This window comes from Nocardioides sp. Soil_C_8 (assembly GCF_057656315.1).
Genome location: NZ_JBDGKQ010000001.1, coordinates 1,278,328 through 1,297,758, shown reverse-complemented (window position 1 = coordinate 1,297,758; position 19,431 = coordinate 1,278,328). Strand labels below are relative to the sequence as shown.

19 protein-coding genes and 2 pseudogenes are annotated in these 19,431 nt (G+C 70.8%); 14 read left to right on the top strand and 7 right to left on the bottom strand.

Annotated features, from left to right (window positions below; genetic code table 11):
- The first annotated feature begins 52 nt into the window (after positions 1 to 52).
- Positions 53 to 769, top strand: coding sequence for a Fic family protein (locus AC3A3L_RS06335; RefSeq protein WP_487639162.1), 717 nt, complete (start codon positions 53 to 55; stop codon positions 767 to 769).
- Positions 770 to 1,022: 253 nt separating this feature from the next.
- On the opposite strand, the gene AC3A3L_RS06330 is transcribed toward AC3A3L_RS06335, so the two are convergent.
- Positions 1,023 to 1,820 carry an HAD family hydrolase gene (locus AC3A3L_RS06330; RefSeq protein ID WP_487639161.1) on the bottom strand — a complete coding sequence of 266 codons (798 nt, stop codon included), beginning with the start codon at positions 1,818 to 1,820 and terminating at the stop codon, positions 1,023 to 1,025.
- A 144-nt stretch (positions 1,821 to 1,964) separates the two neighbouring features.
- On the opposite strand from AC3A3L_RS06330, the gene ssd reads away from it, so the two are divergent.
- Genes ssd through AC3A3L_RS06315 form a run of 3 tightly spaced genes read left to right on the top strand, consistent with a single transcriptional unit; the run spans position 1,965 to position 3,722 of the window.
- Positions 1,965 to 2,978: a septum site-determining protein Ssd gene (gene ssd, locus AC3A3L_RS06325; protein WP_487639160.1), complete on the top strand. Its 1,014-nt coding sequence runs from the start codon at positions 1,965 to 1,967 to the stop codon at positions 2,976 to 2,978.
- The gene (locus tag AC3A3L_RS06320; protein WP_487639159.1) at positions 2,975 to 3,178 is read left to right on the top strand and encodes a hypothetical protein; all 204 of its coding nucleotides are present in this window, start codon (positions 2,975 to 2,977) and stop codon (positions 3,176 to 3,178) included. Before ssd ends, AC3A3L_RS06320 begins: the two co-directional genes overlap by 4 nt.
- On the top strand, positions 3,138 to 3,722 hold the full coding sequence (locus tag AC3A3L_RS06315) for an ATPase, T2SS/T4P/T4SS family (protein ID WP_487639158.1): 585 nt from the start codon (positions 3,138 to 3,140) through the stop codon (positions 3,720 to 3,722). The genes AC3A3L_RS06320 and AC3A3L_RS06315 overlap by 41 nt, the downstream gene beginning before the upstream one ends.
- On the opposite strand, the gene AC3A3L_RS06310 is transcribed toward AC3A3L_RS06315, so the two are convergent.
- On the bottom strand, positions 3,620 to 4,363 hold the full coding sequence (locus AC3A3L_RS06310; protein WP_487639157.1) for a GIY-YIG nuclease family protein: 744 nt from the start codon (positions 4,361 to 4,363) through the stop codon (positions 3,620 to 3,622). The two genes, AC3A3L_RS06315 and AC3A3L_RS06310, sit on opposite strands and share 103 nt — an antisense overlap.
- Positions 4,364 to 4,402: 39 nt before the next feature.
- Positions 4,403 to 5,527 (bottom strand): DNA cytosine methyltransferase, encoded by a 1,125-nt coding sequence (locus AC3A3L_RS06305; protein ID WP_487639156.1) that lies wholly within the window; start codon positions 5,525 to 5,527, stop codon positions 4,403 to 4,405.
- An 85-nt stretch (positions 5,528 to 5,612) separates the two neighbouring features.
- Between AC3A3L_RS06305 and AC3A3L_RS06300 the strand changes: the two genes are divergently transcribed.
- Positions 5,613 to 5,897 (top strand): hypothetical protein, encoded by a 285-nt coding sequence (locus tag AC3A3L_RS06300; RefSeq protein WP_487639155.1) that lies wholly within the window; start codon positions 5,613 to 5,615, stop codon positions 5,895 to 5,897.
- On the top strand, positions 5,894 to 6,292 hold the full coding sequence (locus AC3A3L_RS06295) for a very short patch repair endonuclease (protein WP_487639154.1): 399 nt from the start codon (positions 5,894 to 5,896) through the stop codon (positions 6,290 to 6,292). Before AC3A3L_RS06300 ends, AC3A3L_RS06295 begins: the two co-directional genes overlap by 4 nt.
- 72 nt (positions 6,293 to 6,364) lie before the next feature.
- On the opposite strand, the gene AC3A3L_RS06290 is transcribed toward AC3A3L_RS06295, so the two are convergent.
- Entirely contained in the window at positions 6,365 to 6,634 is a 270-nt protein-coding gene (locus AC3A3L_RS06290; RefSeq protein WP_487639153.1) for a hypothetical protein, read from the bottom strand.
- A gap of 1,065 nt (positions 6,635 to 7,699) precedes the next feature.
- On the opposite strand from AC3A3L_RS06290, the gene AC3A3L_RS06285 reads away from it, so the two are divergent.
- Positions 7,700 to 8,080, top strand: coding sequence for a hypothetical protein (locus AC3A3L_RS06285; RefSeq protein WP_487639152.1), 381 nt, complete (start codon positions 7,700 to 7,702; stop codon positions 8,078 to 8,080).
- A 991-nt stretch (positions 8,081 to 9,071) separates the two neighbouring features.
- A pseudogene (locus tag AC3A3L_RS06280) lies at positions 9,072 to 9,305 on the top strand (ATPase, T2SS/T4P/T4SS family); the annotation flags it as partial.
- Between the two features lie 249 nt (positions 9,306 to 9,554).
- Here the strand turns inward: AC3A3L_RS06280 and AC3A3L_RS06275 are convergent.
- Positions 9,555 to 10,157 carry a hypothetical protein gene (locus tag AC3A3L_RS06275; protein ID WP_487639151.1) on the bottom strand — a complete coding sequence of 201 codons (603 nt, stop codon included), beginning with the start codon at positions 10,155 to 10,157 and terminating at the stop codon, positions 9,555 to 9,557.
- Between the two features lie 518 nt (positions 10,158 to 10,675).
- Here AC3A3L_RS06275 and AC3A3L_RS06270 point away from each other — a divergent pair.
- From AC3A3L_RS06270 to AC3A3L_RS06260, 3 genes and pseudogenes are all read left to right on the top strand, one after another.
- The gene (locus AC3A3L_RS06270) at positions 10,676 to 11,035 is read left to right on the top strand and encodes an ATPase, T2SS/T4P/T4SS family (RefSeq protein ID WP_487639150.1); all 360 of its coding nucleotides are present in this window, start codon (positions 10,676 to 10,678) and stop codon (positions 11,033 to 11,035) included.
- A gap of 329 nt (positions 11,036 to 11,364) precedes the next feature.
- Positions 11,365 to 11,706 carry a type II secretion system F family protein gene (locus AC3A3L_RS06265; protein ID WP_487639845.1) on the top strand — a complete coding sequence of 114 codons (342 nt, stop codon included), beginning with the start codon at positions 11,365 to 11,367 and terminating at the stop codon, positions 11,704 to 11,706.
- Positions 11,589 to 12,122: pseudogene (locus AC3A3L_RS06260) on the top strand (Rv3654c family TadE-like protein); the annotation flags it as partial. The gene AC3A3L_RS06265 and the pseudogene AC3A3L_RS06260, both read left to right, overlap by 118 nt.
- Positions 12,123 to 12,154: 32 nt before the next feature.
- On the opposite strand, the gene AC3A3L_RS06255 reads toward AC3A3L_RS06260, so the two are convergent.
- Both AC3A3L_RS06255 and AC3A3L_RS06250 read right to left on the bottom strand, forming a co-directional pair.
- The gene (locus AC3A3L_RS06255; protein WP_487639844.1) at positions 12,155 to 12,460 is read right to left on the bottom strand and encodes a hypothetical protein; all 306 of its coding nucleotides are present in this window, start codon (positions 12,458 to 12,460) and stop codon (positions 12,155 to 12,157) included.
- Between the two features lie 15 nt (positions 12,461 to 12,475).
- Positions 12,476 to 14,818: a DEAD/DEAH box helicase gene (locus tag AC3A3L_RS06250; protein ID WP_487639149.1), complete on the bottom strand. Its 2,343-nt coding sequence runs from the start codon at positions 14,816 to 14,818 to the stop codon at positions 12,476 to 12,478.
- A gap of 176 nt (positions 14,819 to 14,994) precedes the next feature.
- On the opposite strand from AC3A3L_RS06250, the gene AC3A3L_RS06245 reads away from it, so the two are divergent.
- From AC3A3L_RS06245 to AC3A3L_RS06235, 3 genes are all read left to right on the top strand, one after another.
- Positions 14,995 to 15,330 carry an anti-sigma factor antagonist gene (locus tag AC3A3L_RS06245; protein WP_129427178.1) on the top strand — a complete coding sequence of 112 codons (336 nt, stop codon included), beginning with the start codon at positions 14,995 to 14,997 and terminating at the stop codon, positions 15,328 to 15,330.
- A 190-nt stretch (positions 15,331 to 15,520) separates the two neighbouring features.
- On the top strand, positions 15,521 to 17,839 hold the full coding sequence (locus tag AC3A3L_RS06240) for a sodium-translocating pyrophosphatase (protein WP_487639148.1): 2,319 nt from the start codon (positions 15,521 to 15,523) through the stop codon (positions 17,837 to 17,839).
- Between the two features lie 89 nt (positions 17,840 to 17,928).
- On the top strand, positions 17,929 to 19,401 hold the full coding sequence (locus AC3A3L_RS06235) for a DUF7059 domain-containing protein (protein ID WP_487639147.1): 1,473 nt from the start codon (positions 17,929 to 17,931) through the stop codon (positions 19,399 to 19,401).
- Positions 19,402 to 19,431 lie beyond the last annotated feature (30 nt).

The window sequence follows — 19,431 nt, the reverse complement described above, 5'->3', positions numbered from 1 at the left end:
TCACCGTATCCCGCGATCGGGCGCGGCCGTCACCGCGACTACCGTCCTCCCCATGACCGACCCGCTCGCCTGGCTCACCGACCTCGAGGGGGTCCGCTCGGCCTATGCCGGGACCCGCGACGGGATCGACGTGATGCTGCGCGACCGCGGCCTGAGACGTACGTCGCCGGAGCTGACCGCGGAGTCCCTGCTGCGCGGCGCCCACGCGAGCGCCGTCCTGGAGGGGTCCGCCGCCTCGCTGGAGCAGGTGCGCGCCGGGGAGGGCGACGAGATCGCCGGCGACGCGGTCCGGCTGTCCGCCTCGATGCTGGCCCTCGCGCCGCTGCTCAAGACCGCGCCCCTGCAGGCCATCGCGCGCCTGCACGCCGTCGTCGGCGCCTCGGCCCTCGCGCCCGACGAGCTCGGACGGCCGCGCGACGCCGCGTCCGCCGACCGGCTGCGCGGGGTGGCCGAGCTGCTGCTGTCCGGCAGCGAGGCGCCCGCCCTGCTCGTCGCCGCCGTGGCACACGCCGACGTCGCGACTGCTGCGCCCTTCGCGTCGCACAACGGGATCGTGGCCCGGGCGCTCGAGCGGCTCGTGCTGGTCTCGCGCGGCGTGGACGCGAAGTCGCTCGTCGTTCCGGAGGCCGGGCACCTCGCCCACCAGGCGGCGTACGAGTCGAACCTGCGCGCCTACAGCCAGGGTGGGCCCAGCGGGGTCCACGCCTGGGCGCTCTACGGGGCCGAGGCCTTCAGCGCGGGGGCCGAGGCCTCTCCGCTGCGCGGGTAGCCGCATCAGCACGTGCGAGCGGCACCCGCTCACGTGGATCGGGTGCCGCCGCTGACACGTGATGCCCTGGCTACCAAGCGTGCTCTTCTCAATCGCTGCCTCGGGCAGATCCCGATCGGCCAGCACCCCATCGGATGGGTGGATCGCCGCGTGGGTACCCGGATCACGTGCTGCTGTGTAGTTCTACGTCCGTTCTATCCCGGTCCCCGGCCACCTTCAAGGGTTGACTTTGGCGCTCGCGGGTGGGTCCCGCTCAGGTGCCGGTGATCCTCTTGCGACGGCTCGACCAGATCAGCCCACCGGCCGCGACGGCGCCGCCCACGGCCAGCGCCGCGAGGGTCGGCCGGGCCGGCGGCACGGGCAGCCGGCGGCGCAGGGCGACGGGGCGGACGAAGAGCAGGACGGGCCACTCGCGGGTGGTCGCGATGCGCCGCAGCTCGCGGTCGGGGTTGACCGCGAAGGAGTGGCCGACGACCTCGAGCATGTGCACGTCGGTCACCGAGTCGCTGTAGGCGTAGCACTCGTCGAGGTCGTAGCCGACGGTCTCGGCGAGGTGCTGGATGGCGCGCGCCTTCTCCTCGGCGTAGGCGTAGTAGTCGATGTTGCCGGTGTACTTGCCGTCGGCGATCTCCATCCGCGTGGCGATCACCCGGTCGGCACCGAGCATCTCGCCGATCGGCTCGACCACCTCCACGCCCGACGCCGAGACGATGACGATGTCACGGCCGGCCGCGCGGTGCTCCTCGATCAGCGTCACGGCCTCGTCGTAGACGAGCGGCTCGACGATCGTGGTGAGGGTCTCGTGGACGATGTCGCGCACCGTCGCGACGTCCCAGCCGGCGCACAGCTGGGACATGAACTCGCGCATCTTGTCCATCTGGTCGTGGTCGGCGCCGCCGGTGAAGAAGACGAACTGGGCGTACGCCGAGCGCAGCATCGCGCGTCGCGAGATCAGGCCACCCGCCTGGAACTCGCGGCTGAACGCCAAGGTGCTCGACTTGGCGATGATCGTCTTGTCGAGGTCGAAGAAGGCCGCTTGGGGGCGGGGCATGCGGCCATCGTAGGCGGCCCGATCGACCGGGCCGGGTGCTTCTGCAGGCTGCCAGGTGTCCACAGGGGTCGCCGTGCCGGGGTTCTCCACAGCCCGGGCCGGGCGGGGCTGTCGGGCGTCGGGGCGTACGCCGACGCTCGGGGCATGCCCGTCCTCCTGATCACCCGGTCCCCGTCCGTCCACGACTCGGTCGTCCCCCTCTGTGCGGCGGCGGGGGTCGGGGCCGAGGTCTGTGCCGAGCCGTCCCTGTCACTCGCCGCCTGGCGGGAGGCCGACCTCGTGCTGGTCGGTGACGACCTCGCCGGGTCGCTCGTCGCCCTCGCGCCGTCGAGGCGGACGGGGGTCCACGTCGTCGGGGTCGGAGTCGGCGACTCCGCCTTCCGGCACGCGGTCGAGCTGGGCGCGGCGTCGGTGGTCGACCTGCCCGCGGGCGCGGACTGGCTCTCCGACGAGCTGGCCGACGTCGGCGAGCGGGCTTCATCGGGGCGCCTCGTCGGGGTGGTGGGCGGGGCGGGCGGCGCGGGAGCCACGACGCTGGCGTGCGCGCTCGCCCAGCGCCACGCCGCGACCGCGTCGACGCTGCTCGTCGACGGCGACCCCCTCGGGCCCGGCATCGACCGGTTGCTCGGCATGGAGGACCTTCCCGGCGCGCGGTGGGAGGCCCTCGCCGAGACCGCCGGTCGGCTCGGCGCCCGAGCCCTGCGCGAGGGGGTGCCGCGGCGCGACCACCTCGGGGTCCTCACCTGGTCCGGGCTGCGACGCCGCCTCGACGTGGGAGCGGCCCGGCGGGTCCTGCCCGCTGCCGTGCGCGGCCACGACCTCGTCGTCCTCGACCTCGCCCGGCAGGGCGGCCCGCTGCTGGCCGAGCTGGTCGACCGCTGCGACGACCTGCTCGTGGTGACCCCGGCGACGGTGCCGGGGCTGGCTGCGGCCGCGCGGATGGTCGCCGACCTCGGGCGTGACGGCCGCGCGGGGCTGGTGCTCCGTCCGGGCGGTCTGGGCGACGCCGACGCCGAGCGGGTGACGGGCCTGCCCGTCGTCGCCGCGGTCGCCGACCAGCGCGGGCTGGCCGCCTCGGTCGACCGCGGCCTCGGCCCCCTGGCCGGCAGGGGCCCGCTCGCCCGGGCAGCCCGCGACCTGCTCGCGGACGCCGCATGAGCGCCACCCCCGTCCCGACCGCGGTCCCCACCCCGGTCCCCACCCCCGTCCCGACCGCGGTGCTCGACGACGTGCGCCGCCGGCTCGCGGTGTCCGCCGGCGAGCTGACGCCCCACCGGGTGGCCGAGGCCCTGCGGGCGTCCGGTGCCCCGGTCGGCGATGCGACGGGTCATCGCTGTCCACGACCTGCTCCGCCGTGACGTGCTCGGCGCCGGGCCGCTCGAGGAGCTGCTCCGGCTCCCCGACGTCACCGATGTGCTGGTCAACAGCCCCGACGAGGTCTGGATCGATCGCGGCTCCGGGCTCGAGCGCGCCTCCGTGTCCTTCCCCGACGACGCCGCTGTGCGTCGCCTGGCGCAGCGCCTGGCCGCCTCGGCCGGTCGGCGCCTGGACGACGCGACGCCCCACGCCGACGTGCGCCTCCCCGACGGCACTCGCTTCCACGCCGTGCTCGCACCCGTGGCCCGGTCGGGCACCGTCCTCTCGTTGGGGTCCCGCGCGGGCGGGTGTGGACCCTTCCCGAGCTGGTCACGCCGGCGCGGTGCCGCCCGACGGCGCGTTCCTGCTGGAGGAGATCTCGACTCGCGATGTGCCTTCCTCGTCACCGGCGGCACACGCCCGCAAAGGAAACAGCTAAACCTTCACTCGTCCACTTCGTCGATCGGAGTATCGCCTTCGTCGTCGACGCCGATAACGCCACCTTTGGCCTCGAATCGACGCTTGGAGAGGTCGACCAGCCGCTGAGTCTGAACGACCAGGGTGCGACGGAGCCCGGGCTTCACTTGGCGCTCGGAGATGTTCTTAGCCAGCAGCGAGACGGTGGTGGCGCGGCGGGCAATGCGGATGTCCGGGTGCGCGCGGTCCGGGAAGATCTCGTTCGGGATGATGACTCCACCGACGGCCTCAGGCAGTTCCTGGAGCTCGCAGACCGGGATGTCGCCCTCGTTCAAAACGGCCTTGAACTTCGACTGCTGCGTCAGGGTCTCGTGCACGGTGTACTCGTACGGGTACAGCGCCTGCTTCTTTGCGGCGGCCCCCTTGTAGTCCGTGGTGATGTGCGGGAGTGACCACATAGCGATTGCGTATACCTCGAACGGGTCGAGCACGTACTTGGCAACCGCGTCCGAGCGCATGCCCGTCAAGTGCCGCCCAACGCGCGTCGAGAACGACTCAGACGTCTGGCCGACATAGATGGGCTCGCCGTCGTAGTCGAAGAACGCATAGATGCCGGACTTGGCGGAGCCGATGGTCTTGCCCTCACGCTGTGGATCGGGCTGCCGCATGACTTTGCCGATCGCCTTGCGGATCGCGTCGACTTCGCGCGGCAACACATTCGTGGACAGGTCCAGACCCTTGAACCAATCTCCCGGCACAATCTCCGACACGCTCGCCCCCTCGTCAGTTGAGGGGCCGAGAGTATCCGGCTAGTGCGCGGCTGGTCTGAGAAGTGGCAGAAGGTAGTGGTCTGCAAGCCAGGCGATGACGTCGACCACGACTGCGTCGCCGAAGCCGAACAGCGCCTGGTTGTCGGTCCGCGCGCGGGTCTTGAACTTGTCCGCGCCCATCAGCCGGGCGTACTCGACGGGCGTCATCCACCGAACGCGCACCTGACCTCGTCCGGCCTCGATCAGCGCCTGCTTGGACGAGCCGCCACCGGTGGTCCGGAGGCACCCGGCGATACCGTCGGCCCGAATCTCCCAGGTTGCGACACCCCGCCGCGTACGTCGGTAGGCCGTCCGCCAGGACGGTGCCTTGCCCTCCTTCATCTGACGCAGCCGCTCGACGTGCAGGGGACCCAGGCTCGACAGGAATCGCTCGGTGCGGTCCTCGTCCCACCAGCGGGCGTCTGTCGAGTCCAGCCGCTGGACGATGCCGCGCAGGTCGTCAGGGCCGTCAGGGAGGGCCGGGAGGTCCACGTAGTGCATCGGCAGGTCGGCGTTGGCCTCGTGAACGGCGCGAACCCAAGCTGGCCGCACGTCCGAGATCGGCGGCACGCCCAGGCGTGCGTCCTTGGGTAGATCGCCACGTACGCCGACGACGAACATGCGTGGACGGCTCTGCGGAACGAAGTGCTTGGCGTTGATCGCGACCACGTCGCACGAGTAGTCGAGTTCCGTCATGCGCTCTAACGCAGCCCGGAGGTCCTTGCCCCCGTGGCTGGTGGCGAAGCCGTGGACGTTCTCTAGGAGTACGGCGCGGGGGCGCTGCTCACCCATCTGCTCCAGGATGCGGGCGAACTCCCAAAACATGCCGCTCTGACCCCCGGCGAGACCCTTGCGGTTGCCCGCGAGGCTCAGGTCGATGCAGGGGAATGAGGCGGTCGCGAGTTCGACAGCGGGTAGGTCGTCGCCCAGCACTCCGCGGACGTCGCCCAACTTGAACGCGTCCACCGCGTGCGGACGATTGGCAAGGTACAGGTCGTACTTCGCCCGCTCGATGTCGTTCGCCCACTGCACGGCGAAACCGCGCGGTTCAAGAGCGGCGGCCATGAGGCCGATCCCGGCGAAGAACTCGGCGGTCGCGATGGGCTGGGGCGGGGCGATCGTCACGACCCGAATACTGCCACCCGGCACCGACCTTCCGGTCGTAGGTTCTCGGCGTGGCGCCATAGTTTCTGGCGCATACACTCGCGCCATGCCTCGCGAAACCCAGTTGGCGGACGACGATCCCCGTCACGGCACCCCGAACGGGTACGGGAACCTCGGCTGCCGGTGCGACGCCTGCAAGGAAGCGAACCGGATCAACCATGCCAAGTACATGGCCAAGGTGCGGAGGACGGGGCAACTGGCCAAGGGCGACGACGTCTTGCACGGCACGTCGTACAGGTATGACGTCGGCTGCCGGTGTGACGAGTGTCGGGAGGCTCACAACGCGAAGTCCCGCGAGACCAAGGCTCGGCTGCGCGAACGCCGCACATGACCACTCCCGCCACCCGCAAGGCGATGCAGGGCAACCGCAGCCGGGACACGAAGCCCGAACTGCTCCTGCGCTCGATCCTGCATAGGCGCGGCCTTCGCTATCGGGTGGCAGCTAGGCCCATTCCCGGCGTCCGCCGGACGGCTGACGTCGTGTTCACGAGGGCGCGGGTCGCTGTGTTCGTGGACGGCTGCTTCTGGCACGGATGCCCAGAGCACTACAGGCGACCCGGCAGCAACCGGGACTACTGGGACGCGAAGGTGCAGCGGAACATTGCCCGAGATGAGGAGGTGGACAGGCTCCTAGAGGACGCGGGCTGGACCGTCGTGCGCATCTGGGAGCACGACGATCCGCAGGGGGCGGCGGATCGCCTCGAGGCGTTGGTTCGGTCGACGTGACTGTCCTGAACCTAGCCCGCAACCCTGAACCTAGCCCGCAACCCTGGTTGCAGTCAGCGGCGTGGCGCTGACTTAGAAGTCTCCGCCGCGCCAGTACTCGGACACCGCATCCCGGGCTGCCTCGGCTTCTACAAGGTCTCGTTCAAGAGCGGCGATCTCGCTCTCGATCGTGCTGATCGTGTGGTGCAGTTGAGCCTGCGTCTTGCCGGGATCCACCTTGTCCTGAAAGCGCTCCAACATCTCCCTCGCGTTGTCGAGGTCGCTCCTCACGCGGTCAACCTCAGCGTTCACCGGCTCCATGGCGGCGATCGCTTCGTCGGGCGAGTCTTGGAATCGTGGCATGAAGCCTCCTTGGTTCGATGCTGGCCGCAAGAGTAGGTGTTCGGCACGTCGAGAGTTAGCCGTACTGACAACTCTCGGGGTCATAGTCCGAGGTCGCCGGTTCACCGCTCCTAGAAATGAAGCAGACACGCCTACTAACCACAGCGCCGGGGCGTCTCTTCGCGGAAGATGCAGATCCGTCACTCCGCCCCGGCACCTGACGCCGCCGGGGGTTGAGCGGGTTCAAGGCGTCACAATCACCGTGCGATGCTTCTCGGCAACGCGAGACCGCACAATCGACTCCAGGTGGTCAAGCCGAAACCAGCGGCGCCGGTTGTGCACCGTGTAGGGCACCTGCCCGCGCGCTGCGCGACCTTTCAGTGCAATCGGTGTACACCTGAGGACGGCTGCTGCCTCTGGCTCGAGCAACCAGACGCGCTCGCTGTCTGGTGGGCGCGGACGCCACCGCTCTGACTTTTCAAGGCGTCGGCGTTCGCGCTCTCGCTGAGCCGCCGCGCGGAAGGCTGCTAGTTCAACAACTTGCCTGCGGGAGAGTGACGGCCGCTGTCCTCGACGCGGCGTTAGGTCGCCGCGTCGGACCATCTTGGGCACCGCCGACACATGAACGTCGAGGATCTGGGCCGCTTCTCGGAGCGTGATCCATGCCTCCATGGCAGAAACCTTCGCGTGTGTGCCGGCCGTCTCGCAAGAGCGATGCTGCCAAGGCGCGGGAAGCCACATAGTCGTGGTGGGCTGGGCCAGTTGGTCCAAAAAGGTTGCATTTGAGTCGCATCGGGGTACCGTGTGCATATGTACAGCGCAGATGACTTCATCCATGCTGCCGGTCGCGTCGCGAGGCAGCTCGAGTCACCACGAAACTGTACCCGCGCGCGAACCAGGTGAAGGATCCCGGGACTCTCTCCGCGGTCCTGAAGGCCCGAATCGGACGCCCTGACACCCGTTTGCGGGTGTCCCTTACACTCACGTGCCTACCCTGATTACACCACAGGGACCACCTCAGGCCCCCTCTCCAACAGGCACCCCTCCAACGGGAACTTTGTCCCAGACACGAGAAGTGACGTCGCTATGGCATCCAACGACATTTACATCGAGACTCACGAACACTCAACGCGCCTAGATATCCACGAGCTGGTTCGGCAACTGAATGGCCATCTCGGACCGACGCTGGTCGCAACCCTGGCGCAGGTCAACGATCGAAAGCTTCCGCACAAGTGGGCCAAGGCTGGCGGAGTCACGCCGCGCCCGGAATCAGTCCGCCGGCTCAACGCTGCGCACCGAGCATGGATGGTGATTAGCAGCGCCGAGAGCGATCACGTCGCTCGGGCCTGGTTTATAGGCGCTAACCCCAGACTTGACGAAGAATCGCCTGTCCTTGCGCTAAGGGAAGGGGATATCAAACGCGTGCTTGCCGCAGCCAAGGCCTTTGTGGAAGGAACGGACGACTAATCGGGCTTTCCTAGGTAGGGTGCGCTCTTGACGTCAGCAATATCGCTCGGGGGTTTGCGCAGCCATGGTTCTCTCTGCCTTATTCGGGAAGTCGTCTCCCGAGGTGCGCGTATGCGAACAGACCGGTCTCACCCTGCGCGCGGCCGCAGGTGAGTCGATCTTCCGGATTTCGAAGACGTCCTATGGCGCCCTCAATCCGCTCGTCCGGGACGCCTCGGGCGACAGACTTGACTGGGGTCGATACGACGTCGCCGGACACCGAACCGTGTACGGGGGGCGGCCCGAAGAAGCTGCCTACGGCGAGTCGCTAGCTGCGCTTCGTGTCGCCCCCGCACTCCGCGACCGCAGCGTGCGGGACGTCCTACCCGAGGAAGGTCGAATCCATGGACGCGGGTCCATGCTTGACGCCGTTGCGGCCGAGTGGGCCGAACGCGGACACATGCCGCCGGGGGGCATCGCGGCGGGATGGCGGGCGGACCGGCTGATGCATGAACTGTCTCTCCCGGACGAAGGGTGGTTCGTGGACATTGAGTCCGCGGCCTCAGTCGCCGCGATAGATCAGGCCTTGAGTGCGGAGTTGTTCGGAGGAACGAACCGTCACCTGACGGTGGCCGACCTTCGTTCAGAGGAACGAGATCTGACAACCCGAGTCGCCGAGTGGGTCAGGGCGCGGGTATTGGACGACGGCAATCTCCCCCACGGCATCGTTTACGGATCGAAGCACGGCACCGATTGGACGTGTTGGGCGATCTGGCTTCGCGCCCTGGACGATGGAAAGCCGCTGTCTTCAGAACCGACTAAGGCCGACCCGGGAACTGAGATCAAACCCCCAGCTCAGAACCCACCGTTGCGACGGGTTGCTCAACTCTTCGACCTGACAGTCCACTAAGGCCACTCCTACGCGGACGGCGCGGTCCCCCTGTCCCGTTGATTCTTGCTGTCGACGCCAGCAAGCCGGAGCAGAAAGCGACGTTCCGGGCACATGGTCGTCAAGACATCGGTGCTCTCCGCACTGCTGTCGCTGGTCGACCCCGGCGAGCGCATCGTCCTCGTCGAGGTCGCCAGCGAGCTGCGCCCTGACGATCCCCACGTCGTCGCGCTGGAGGGACGTCCGGCCAACATCGAGTGAGCGGGCGAGATCTCGCTGCAGGTGCTGGTCCGGCAGGCGCTGCGGATGCGACCCGACCGGCTGGTGGTCGGCGAGGTGCGGAGTGTGAACCGAGTGTCGTGCGCCCGCACCTGAACTCCCGTCGCGACACTCGAACGGGTCTCCCGTGTGCCTAGCGTGGATGCGGCCCGCTGGAGTTTATTGGTGGCACGCCTGCGGCCTCGGCGGATGCGCCGCACTGAACTGATGAGGGTGGTCGGACGTCCAGCTGATGCCCCGGTCGAACCGGGCCCGCGGGACCAGCGGACCGTCGACTCAGCCACACCCCGTCCCGGAGGAAGCCCTACTAGCGTCGCTGACCTCCGGTCACACGAGGCCCTGGGTCGACACCCACTGAGCCAAGAGTCTGGGGACGTCCGGCGCTCGCATGTGCCCATCGCCGTCGCAGTCGTAGACCATCCCCTCCGGCCCCACGCTGCTGCACGTGCACAGGGCCGGCACCGACTGCGTTTCGATGTCCGACTTCACTTCGCTCCAGGTCCGCTTCGAGGAGCGACGCACCCGCAGCCTCCCGTCGACCTGGCGGACCTCGTGCAGGTCGACGAGCTCCAGGGTGTCCGCGTCGATCGCCCAGATCCGGTCGCTGTACCACCCGATCCCGGCCCGCCAGACGGCGCGGCGGCCGTCCGGTTCCCCGCGGACCCAGTGCACCGTGATCGTGTTGTAGCGGGAGTTCAACGAGTCCCGGCGGTAGTCGATGTGCTCAGTCGTGCATGAGGTGTGCACCAGCGTGGGGCTACGGCCCGCCTTCTCCAAGAGGTCCACGGTGGCGCTGATCGCGTCTTGCTCTCGTCGGGCCCACTCGGCTGCGGCCGCACGCTCTTCGGCCTCGCGCGCAAGCCGGAACTCCTCAGCCTTATGAGACGCCTCTGAAGCTCGGCCTACCTGGGCCAGAAACTCATCGCTCACGACTGCAGTATGCAGCCCGGTGCTGCCTCCGTCAGCGGCTCGAGAAGTGACAACGGCTGTGGGCTACTCACGCGAGGGCGCCCGCGCTGGGAAGGCGGCGGGTTCGGACCAGTTCTTCAACGCCTGCGCGGCATTGACGCTCGCGCACTCGAACACGTCCGCCGACACCTCGCCACGCCACGGCAGGCCACGAACCTCGTCTCTGTTCGAGTCCAGGGACACCCGCGCGTCTGTCTGGTGCCCGTCGCCCTTCCACGCGTTCGCGTGGTTGATCAACGACACCTTCGACCACGACAGCCACGGTGTCGGGTCTGCGTCTACCAGCCCGTGGGACCGTTCCGCGGCCCCTTGGTCGAGGTTCGCCTTCACTCGCGCGAGCTGGTGGTTGTACGTCAACCTGACGTCGCCCGCGCAAGCGAGGAGCCTCTGATGCTGCTCGACCTTGACGCGCGAGTGTCGCGCTCGGAGTTGAGTGTCCCAGCCGGAGATTGCGACACTGCCAACAGACTCCGCACGAGGTGCGCGCGGCCGAGGTGGTCGACCTCCTGGCCGCCCTCAACACCGGCCATGGAGGAGGGTGCGGCACGCTCCACGCCAACTCCGCCGCCGACGTCCCGGCCGGGGTCGAGGCGCTCGCCCTGGCTGCCGGGCTGCCGCGCTCGGCGGCCCACAGTCAGCTCGCCTCGGCGCTCGACGTCGTGATCCACCTCGGGCGGGGGCGCGACGGACGTCGCCGGGTCCTCGAGCTCGGTGTGCCGGGGCGGGACGACTCCGGCAACGTCGCGCTCCGTACCGCGGCGTCCTTCGAGCCCGACCGCGTGGTGCGCGGGCCGGCCGCGGTCGCCCTCGCCGACCGGCTCCGGTCGACGACGTGGTGAGCGGGTGGCTCGTCGCGCTGCTGGCGGCGGCCGCGGTCGCGGCGCTGGTGCCGTCGCCAGGACCGGTGCCCCGTCGTCCGGACCGACCGCGGCGGTCGTGATCCGTCCCCTCCCGCTTCTGACAGGCCGCAGGCGTGCTGCCGCCGACCAGGCGGCGGTGCTGGAGGTTTGCGACCTGCTGGCCGCCTACCTGGCGGCCGGTCGTCCTCCCGAGGCCGCCCTGGCAGCGGGCGCCGAGCGGTGGCCGCCGCTGGTCCCGGTGGTCGAGGCGATGCGGCTCGGTGCCGACGTCCCCGAGGCGATGCGGCGGCTGGCAGCCGAGAGGCGGGGTGCGGCCGACCTCCGGTGGGTGGCGGGGGCGTGGCAGGTCGCCCAGCACTCCGGCCACGGGCTCGCCGCGGCGCTCGAGCGCACGGCGGCCCGGCCTGCGCGCGCGTCGCCGGACGCGTCGGCTCGTCGACTCCGAGCTGGCCTCGGCCAGGTCGACCGCGCGACTCGTCGCCGGCCTGCCGGTGGCCGTGCTGCTGATGGGCTCGGGCGCCGGTTCCGACCCGTGGTCCTTCCTGCTCGCGACACCGGTCGGCTGGGCCTGCGCGGTCGTCGGGCTGAGCCTCGTCGGGCTCGGGCTGTGGTGGATCGAGCGACTGGCCGACCGGGCGGCGGCGCCGTGACCTGGCTGAGCGTCGTGTGCGTGTCGCTGGCGGTCGCGGCGCTCGTCCCGTCAGTCCCGCGGAGCGCGCGTCGGCGTGAGCCGCGGGAGCGGGGCGGCGCGACCGTCCTGGTCGTCGCGATGGCGGGCGTGCTGATGTTCGTGATGGTCGGCCTGACCGCGGCAGGCGGCCTGGTGACGGCCCAGCGCCGGGCACAGTCGGCGGCAGACCTCGCCGCCCTCGCCGGGGCGTCGGCGCTCGCAGCGGTCAGCGGTCAGTCGGATGCGTGCGCCGCGGCCGACCGGGTCGCCGGCGCGAACGCAGCGGTCCTCGACGCGTGCACGCCCGACGGCCGCGCGGTCCGGGTCACCGTCTCGGTGGCCGGCCCGGAGGGCCCGTGGGCAGGGTGGCGGGAGGTGAGGGTGAGCGCGGAGGCGCGTGCCGGTCCCGGGAGCGGCAGGCGGTGCCGTCAGGGGGTGTCGCGGCGCTCCGGGTCGTCGGTGCGGCGCTCGGCCTCCACCCGCTCGAGCTTCTGGTTGAGCTCGGTGAGCTCCTTGCGCTCGCGACGGTGGGCGAGGCTGCGCCTGGTGCCCCACTTGAGGATGGCGAAGCCCCACAGGATGGCCGCGCCCGCGGCGACGCCGACGAGGAACGACTCGAGGGTGGTGACGTCGAAGCCGAGGAGCTCGCCGCCCGACCCGGGCTCGCTGACGAAGAGGGCCGACAGCACGGCGATGCCGCCGAGGATCATGAGGCCGAGACCGAGGATCACCATGAGCCGAATCTAGCCCTATCCGTCGGCCCGCGGTGCCCCCGAGAGGAGGGCGTCGAGAAGGGAGATGGCGCCGTCCTTGTCGAGGGGGTTGTTCTGGTTGCCGCACTTGGGCGACTGGATGCACGACGGGCAGCCGCTGGCGCACTCGCAGCTGGCGATCGCCTCGCGGGTCGCGGTGAGCCAGGCGACCGCCGTGCAGAACCCGCGCTCGGAGAAGCCCGCCCCGCCCGGGTGCCCGTCGTAGACGAAGACGGTGAGCACGCCCGTGTCGGCGTGGCGAGCGGTGGAGACGCCGCCGATGTCCCAGCGGTCGCAGGTCGCGAAGAGGGGGAGGAGGCCGATCGAGCAGTGCTCGGCCGCGTGGGCGGCCCCCGGGACGTCCAGCGCGAGGAGGCCGGCCTCGGCCACCACGTCGTCGGGGACCGTCCACCACACCGCCGTCGTGCGCAGCGTCCGTTCGGGCAGGTCGAGCGGTTCCTCCGCCAGCACCTCGCCACCGGGCTGACGCCGCTTGAGGAAGGAGACGACCTGGTGCGACACGTCGACCTCGCCGAGGGCGAGCTCGCACCCGCCCCACGACCGGCGCTCGCGCGTGGCGACGATGCTGATGTCGGTGACCTCGCGCGCGGTGGTGCTGTACGCCGGCTCGTCGCGCCGCATGGTCGCGACGTGGTGCTCGAGGTCGAGGTCCTCGACCAGCCAGGTCTCGCCCTGGTGGACGTAGACCGCGCCGGGATGGGCCTGGTTGTGGGCGCCCGAGGCGTCGACCGTGCCGACGACCCGTCCCGTGCCCGACTCGATGAGCTGCACCGGCGATCCGCCGGCCGACCGGATGTCGGCCAGGTCGGCCGCCCGGCCGCGGTCGGTCCAGAACCAGCCGCGCGGCCGCCGCCGCAGCAGCCCGAGCGTCGTCAGCTCGTCGACGACCTCCCGGGCGGTGGGCCCGAAGAGCGGCAGGTCGGCCTCGACGAGGGGCTGCTCCTGCGCGGCGGCGCAGAGGTGCGGCCCCATGACGTGGGGGTTGGACGGGTCGAAGACCGACGCCTCGACGGGTGCGCCGATGAGCTTGTCGGGGTGGGTGACGAGGTAGGTGTCGAGGGGGTCGTCCTTGGCGACCAGCACCCCGAGCGCGTCCTGCGCCCCGCGGCCGGCCCGGCCGACCTGCTGCCAGAACGCCGCTCGCGTGCCGGGGAAGCCGGCGATGAGCACGGCGTCGAGCCCGCTGATGTCGATGCCGAGCTCGAGCGCGTTGGTGGCGGCCAGCCCGACCAGGTCCCCGCGTCGCAGCGCGGCCTCGAGCGCCCGGCGCTCCTCGGGGAGGTACCCGCCGCGGTAGGCCGCGATCCGGTCCGGCAGCGACGGGTCGACCTCGGCGAGCAGCTCGGCGGCGGTGAGGGCGACCTGCTCGGCGCCGCGGCGCGACCGGATGAAGGCCAGGGTGCGCACGTCCTCGGCCACCAGGTCGGCGAGCAGGTCGGCGACCTCCGACGACGCGGCACGACGTACGGGAGCGCCGTTCTCCCCGGCGTGGGAGGTGAACGGCGGCTCCCACAGCAGCAGCGACACCTGCCCGCGCGGGGAGTCGTCGCGGGTCAGCGCGACCACGTCGAGACCCGTCAGTCGTGACGCGGTGACCTCCGGCTGAGCGACGGTCGCCGAGGCGAGCACGAACGTCGGGTGGGCGCCGTACATCGCGCACACCCGTCGCAGCCGGCGCAGCACGTGGGAGACGTGCGCCCCGAACACGCCGCGGTAGTGGTGGCACTCGTCGACCACGACGTACTGCAGCGACCCGAGCAGGCGCGACCAGCGGTGGTGGGAGGGGAGCAGGGAGCGGTGGAGCATGTCGGGGTTGGTGAGGACGTACTCCCCGAAGTCGCGCGTCCAGTCCCGCTCCTCGCGCGAGCTGTCGCCGTCGTGCGCCGCGAGGCGTACGTCGAGGCCCAGCGACGACAGTCCGGCGAGCTGGTCGTGGGCCAGCGCCTTGGTCGGGGCCAGGTAGAGCACCGACGCGCCGCGCTCACCGCGTGGCCCGCGGGCGGCGCGGATCGCCGACAGCGCCGGCAGCTGGTAGGCGAGCGACTTGCCCGACGCGGTGCCCGTCGCCACGATCACGTGGTCGCCGGCATGGGCCGCGTCGGCCGCCACCACCTGGTGCCGCCAGGGCCGCGCCACGCCTTGGGCGGCGTAGGCGCCGCGGACGTCGTCGGGCACCCAGCCCGGCCAGTCCTCGTGCACCGGTTCGCGGGCGGGAAGCACCTCGAGGTGGCGGAGCCGCTCCTCCCGGCCGGGCACGCCCGAGAGCCGGCGTACGAGCGTGTCGACCGGTGGCACGACGCCGGGACGGGAGGGCTTCACTCCGTCAAGTGTGGCAAAGGGCGGGGACGTCGCCCGAGGCGGTGGGAGGGGTGATGTGAGGAGGAGTCCTGCGGAACCCTTGTGACTCGTGGTTTGATACCACCCGGAAGAACGAAGGGGCACCTGCGTGCCCGTAGGCGCACTGTCCGAACGAGTTCGGGGACCGGGGAGCAGTCGTGGATCTCACCCTTGCGACACGCGAGGTGGACGGCCGTGCCGTCGTTGCCGTCGGCGGCGAGATCGATGTCTACACAGCGCCCAAGCTGCGTGACTGCATCACCGAGCTCGTCGGTGCCGGCACCTACGACATCGTGATCGACCTCGAGGCGGTCGAGTTCCTCGACTCCACGGGCCTCGGCGTGCTGGTCGGCGGGCTCAAGAAGGTTCGCGCCCACGACGGGTCGCTCGACCTGGTCTGCACCCAGGAGCGCCTGCTCAAGATCTTCCGCATCACCGGTCTGGCGAAGGTGTTCGTGATCCACGACTCCGTCGGCCTGGCGCCTGGCGCCTGAGCCCACGCGGGCCTTCCTGTCACCCCTCCGGACGTGTCCGGAGGGGTTTTGTCACGTTCGAACCCGGTGCTGGACCAGATGTCGGTGTGGCGTGGGTCACGCGGTGCCCGTGATCTGGGTCACGTCTGCGTAGACTCCGGCGCGTTCACGGATCTTTTCCAGTGCCAGCTCAAGTCCGAGGAGGACACGCATGACGGGGATCTTGCCCGCGGTCGTCGCGAAGCCCGAGCTCGAAGGGGGCAACCTCGTCCTGGTGGTCGTCGTCGCCCTGATCGCGCTCGGCGCGCTCGCGATGGCAGCCATGTTCAGGTCGCAGGTGCTCGCCGCGGGCGAGGGCACCGACAACATGAAGACGATCGCCCAGGCCGTCCAGGAAGGCGCCAACGCCTACCTGCAGCGGCAGTTCCGCACTCTCGGGATCTTCGCCGCGGTGGCGTTCGTGGTCCTCTTCGCACTACCCGCCGACGACATGACCGTCCGCATCGGCCGCTCGATCTTCTTCCTCGTCGGTGCCGGCTTCTCCGCCGCCATCGGCTACCTCGGCATGAGCCTGGCCGTGCGCGCCAACCTGCGCGTCGCCGCCGCCGCCGAGACCGAGGGGCGTGACCCCGCCATGACCATCGGGTTCCGCACCGGCGCCTTCGTCGGCATGGCCACCGTCGGCCTCGGCCTGCTCGGCGCCAGCGTCGTCGTCCTGCTGTTCCGTGACGAGGCCCCGGTCGTGCTCGAGGGCTTCGGCTTCGGCGCCGCCCTGCTCGCCATGTTCATGCGGGTCGGCGGCGGCATCTTCACCAAGGCGGCCGACGTCGGCGCCGACCTCGTCGGCAAGGTCGAGAACAACATCCCCGAGGACGACCCGCGCAACGCCGCGACCATCGCCGACAACGTGGGTGACAACGTCGGTGACTGCGCCGGCATGGCGGCCGACCTCTTCGAGTCGTACGCCGTGACGCTGGTCGCCGCACTGATCCTCGGCGCCGCCGCGTTCGGCGACAAGGGCCTCGTCTTCCCGCTGCTGATCCCCGCGATCGGTGCGCTCACCGCCGTCCTCGGCATCTACATCACCAAGCCGCGTCCCGGCGAGAACGGCCTGACCACGATCAACCGGGCCTTCTACATCTCGGCAGCCGTCGGGGCGCTCGCCTCGGTGGTCCTGTCCTACGTCTACCTGCCCGGTGACTTCGCCGAGTTCGGCGACTCCTTCGCGGGCATCGACGGCGACCCGCGCTTCATCGCCAGCGCCGCCGTCGTCATCGGCATCGTGATGGCCGCCGGCATCCTGGCGCTCACCGGTTACTACACCGGCACCGAGTACCGGCCCGTCAAGGACGTCGGCAAGACGTCCCTCACCGGTCCGGCCACGGTCATCCTGTCCGGCCTCAGCGTCGGCTTCGAGTCGGCCGTCTACACGACGCTGGTCATCGGGGCCGCCGTGTTCGGTGCGTTCCTGCTCGGCGGCGCGACGGTCACGGTGTCGCTGTTCGCCGTGGCACTCGCCGGCTGCGGCCTGCTGACCACCGTCGGCGTGATCGTCGCGATGGACACCTTCGGCCCGGTCTCCGACAACGCCCAGGGCATCGCCGAGATGTCCGGCGACGTCAGCGAGGAGGGCGCGCAGATCCTGACCGAGCTCGACGCCGTCGGCAACACCACCAAGGCGATCACCAAGGGCATCGCGATCGCGACGGCCGTGCTGGCAGCGACCGCCCTGTTCGGCTCCTACTCCACCTCCGTCGCCGAGGCGGTCGACGACGCCGGGCTGCTGAGCGACGACGACGTGACCGCCCTCAACTTCCTCGTCTACAACCCGGGCGTCCTGGTCGGCGTGCTCCTCGGCGCCGCCGTCGTGTTCCTCTTCTCCGGCCTGGCCATCAACGCCGTGGCCCGCGCCGCGGGTGCGGTCGTGTTCGAGGTGCGCCGCCAGTTCCGCGAGATCCCCGGGATCATGGAGGGCACCGGTCGTCCGGAGTACGGCAAGGTCGTCGACATCGTCACCCGCGACTCGCTCCGCGAGCTGATCACCCCGGGCATCCTGGCCGTGATGGCCCCGATCGCCGTCGGATTCGGCCTGGGCGTGACGTCCCTCGCCGGCTTCCTCGCCGGTGCGATCGGCGCCGGCACCCTGATGGCCGTCTTCCTGGCCAACGCGGGCGGCGCCTGGGACAACGCCAAGAAGCTGGTCGAGGACGGCCACCACGGCGGCAAGGGCTCGGAGTCCCACGCGGCCACCGTCATCGGCGACACCGTCGGCGACCCGTTCAAGGACACCGCCGGCCCGGCGATCAACCCGCTCATCAAGGTGATGAACCTGGTGTCGCTGCTCATCGCCAGCGCCGTGGTCTCGATGAGCGTGGGCGAGGACCAGAACGACGCCCTCCGCGTCGCCATCGCGCTCGTCGCCGTCGCGATCATCGTCGTCGCCGTGGTCGTCTCCAAGCGTCGCGAGGTCGCGATCGCCGACGACGGCGACAACACCGGGTCCACCTCGCTGGCCCCGGGCCACGCCTGACCCTTCCGGCGTACGACGTCGGCGGCCCGCCACTCCTCCGGGAGTGGCGGGCCGCTGTCGTGCCGGAGGGGGTCTGCGAGGCTGGGAGCATGCCGTCCGACCTCGACTTCGCCGGGCCCCTGCGCGAGGCCCTGCTCGCCGCCGACTTCACCTACGACCGGGTCGCCGAGGCGATCGGCGAGGAGGCGCACCGCGCCCTGGGACGCAACGAGACCCTGCCCGCGTTGCGTCGTACGACGTCCGGCGCGCCGCTCGACACGCTGGTCCGGCTGTTCCTGCTGCAGACCTCGGTGGCGCGCGACACTGCGGAGCGGGCGCTGCCCGGGCTGGTCGACCGGCTGTGCAACGCCGGGCTCCTCGAGCAGAGCGTCGGCGAGGTCGCGGCCCGGACGGACTGCCGTCCCTATGCGACGGACGAGCGCGACCTCTGGGTCGTCTCAGACCTGACGCCCGGCCTCGACGGGGCCCCGGTCGCCGTCGGCCCCGACCACGTCCTCGGCATCTCGAGCGCGTCGACGAGCCTGGCGCAGCTGACCATGCGGGAGCCGGTCGGGAGCGCGCTCGACCTCGGCACCGGGTGCGGCGTGCAGGCCCTGCACCTCGCCACCCACGCGCGCTCCGTGGTCGCCACGGACGTCAACGAGCGGGCCCTCTGGATGACCCGGCTCAACGCCGCCCTCAACGAGGTCGAGGTCGACGTGCGGGGCGGCTCGTTCTTCGAGCCGGTGGCCGGGGAGCGCTTCGACCTGGTCGCCACCAACCCACCGTTCGTCATCTCGCCGGCGACGGGCGAGCGCCTGGTCTACCGCGACTCCGGACTCCCCGGCGACCGCGTCGTCGAGCACATCGTGCGCACCGGTCCCGACCACCTCACCGACGGCGGCTGGCTGCAGGTCCTCGCCAACTGGGCGGTCGTCGACGGGCGGCCGTGGGACGAGCGGCTCGGGTCGTGGCTGCGCGACGACTGCGACGCGCTGGTCGTCCAGCGCGAGACCCTCGACCCGTCGGCCTACGTCGAGCTCTGGCTCAAGGACAGCGGGCACCACGGGCGCCCCGACTACGCCGAGCGCTACGACACCTGGCTGTCCTGGCTCGAGGAGACGGGCATCGAGGGCGTCGGCTTCGGCTGGATCGACGTCCGGCTGGGCGGGCGCGGCCGCCACGAGCTCCTCGAGTGGCCGTACGACGTCGAGCAGCCGATCGGCCCGGCCATCCGGGCCTGGGGCGACGCGGCGACCGCCCTCGGCGGGCTCACCGACGACGAGCTCCTGCGCAGCGTGCTGCGCGCCCGCGACGACGTCCAGCAGGAGACCGTCGGCCGACCCGGCGCCGAGGACCCGGAGGCGATCGTGCTCCGCCAGCAGCGCGGCTTCCGACGGGCGCGGACGGCCGACACGGTCGAGGCAGCCCTCGTCGGCGCCAGCGACGGCGACCTTGCGCTCGGGCAGCTGCTCGGCGCCATCGGGGCGTTGCTCCAGCGTGACGAGGCCGAGCTCCGCGCGACCTACCTGCCCGTTGTGCGGGAGCTGGTGGGGGAGGGGTTCCTCGTCCTCGACCGGTGACGGTTGGGTCGTGGACGAGTGGGTACTGCC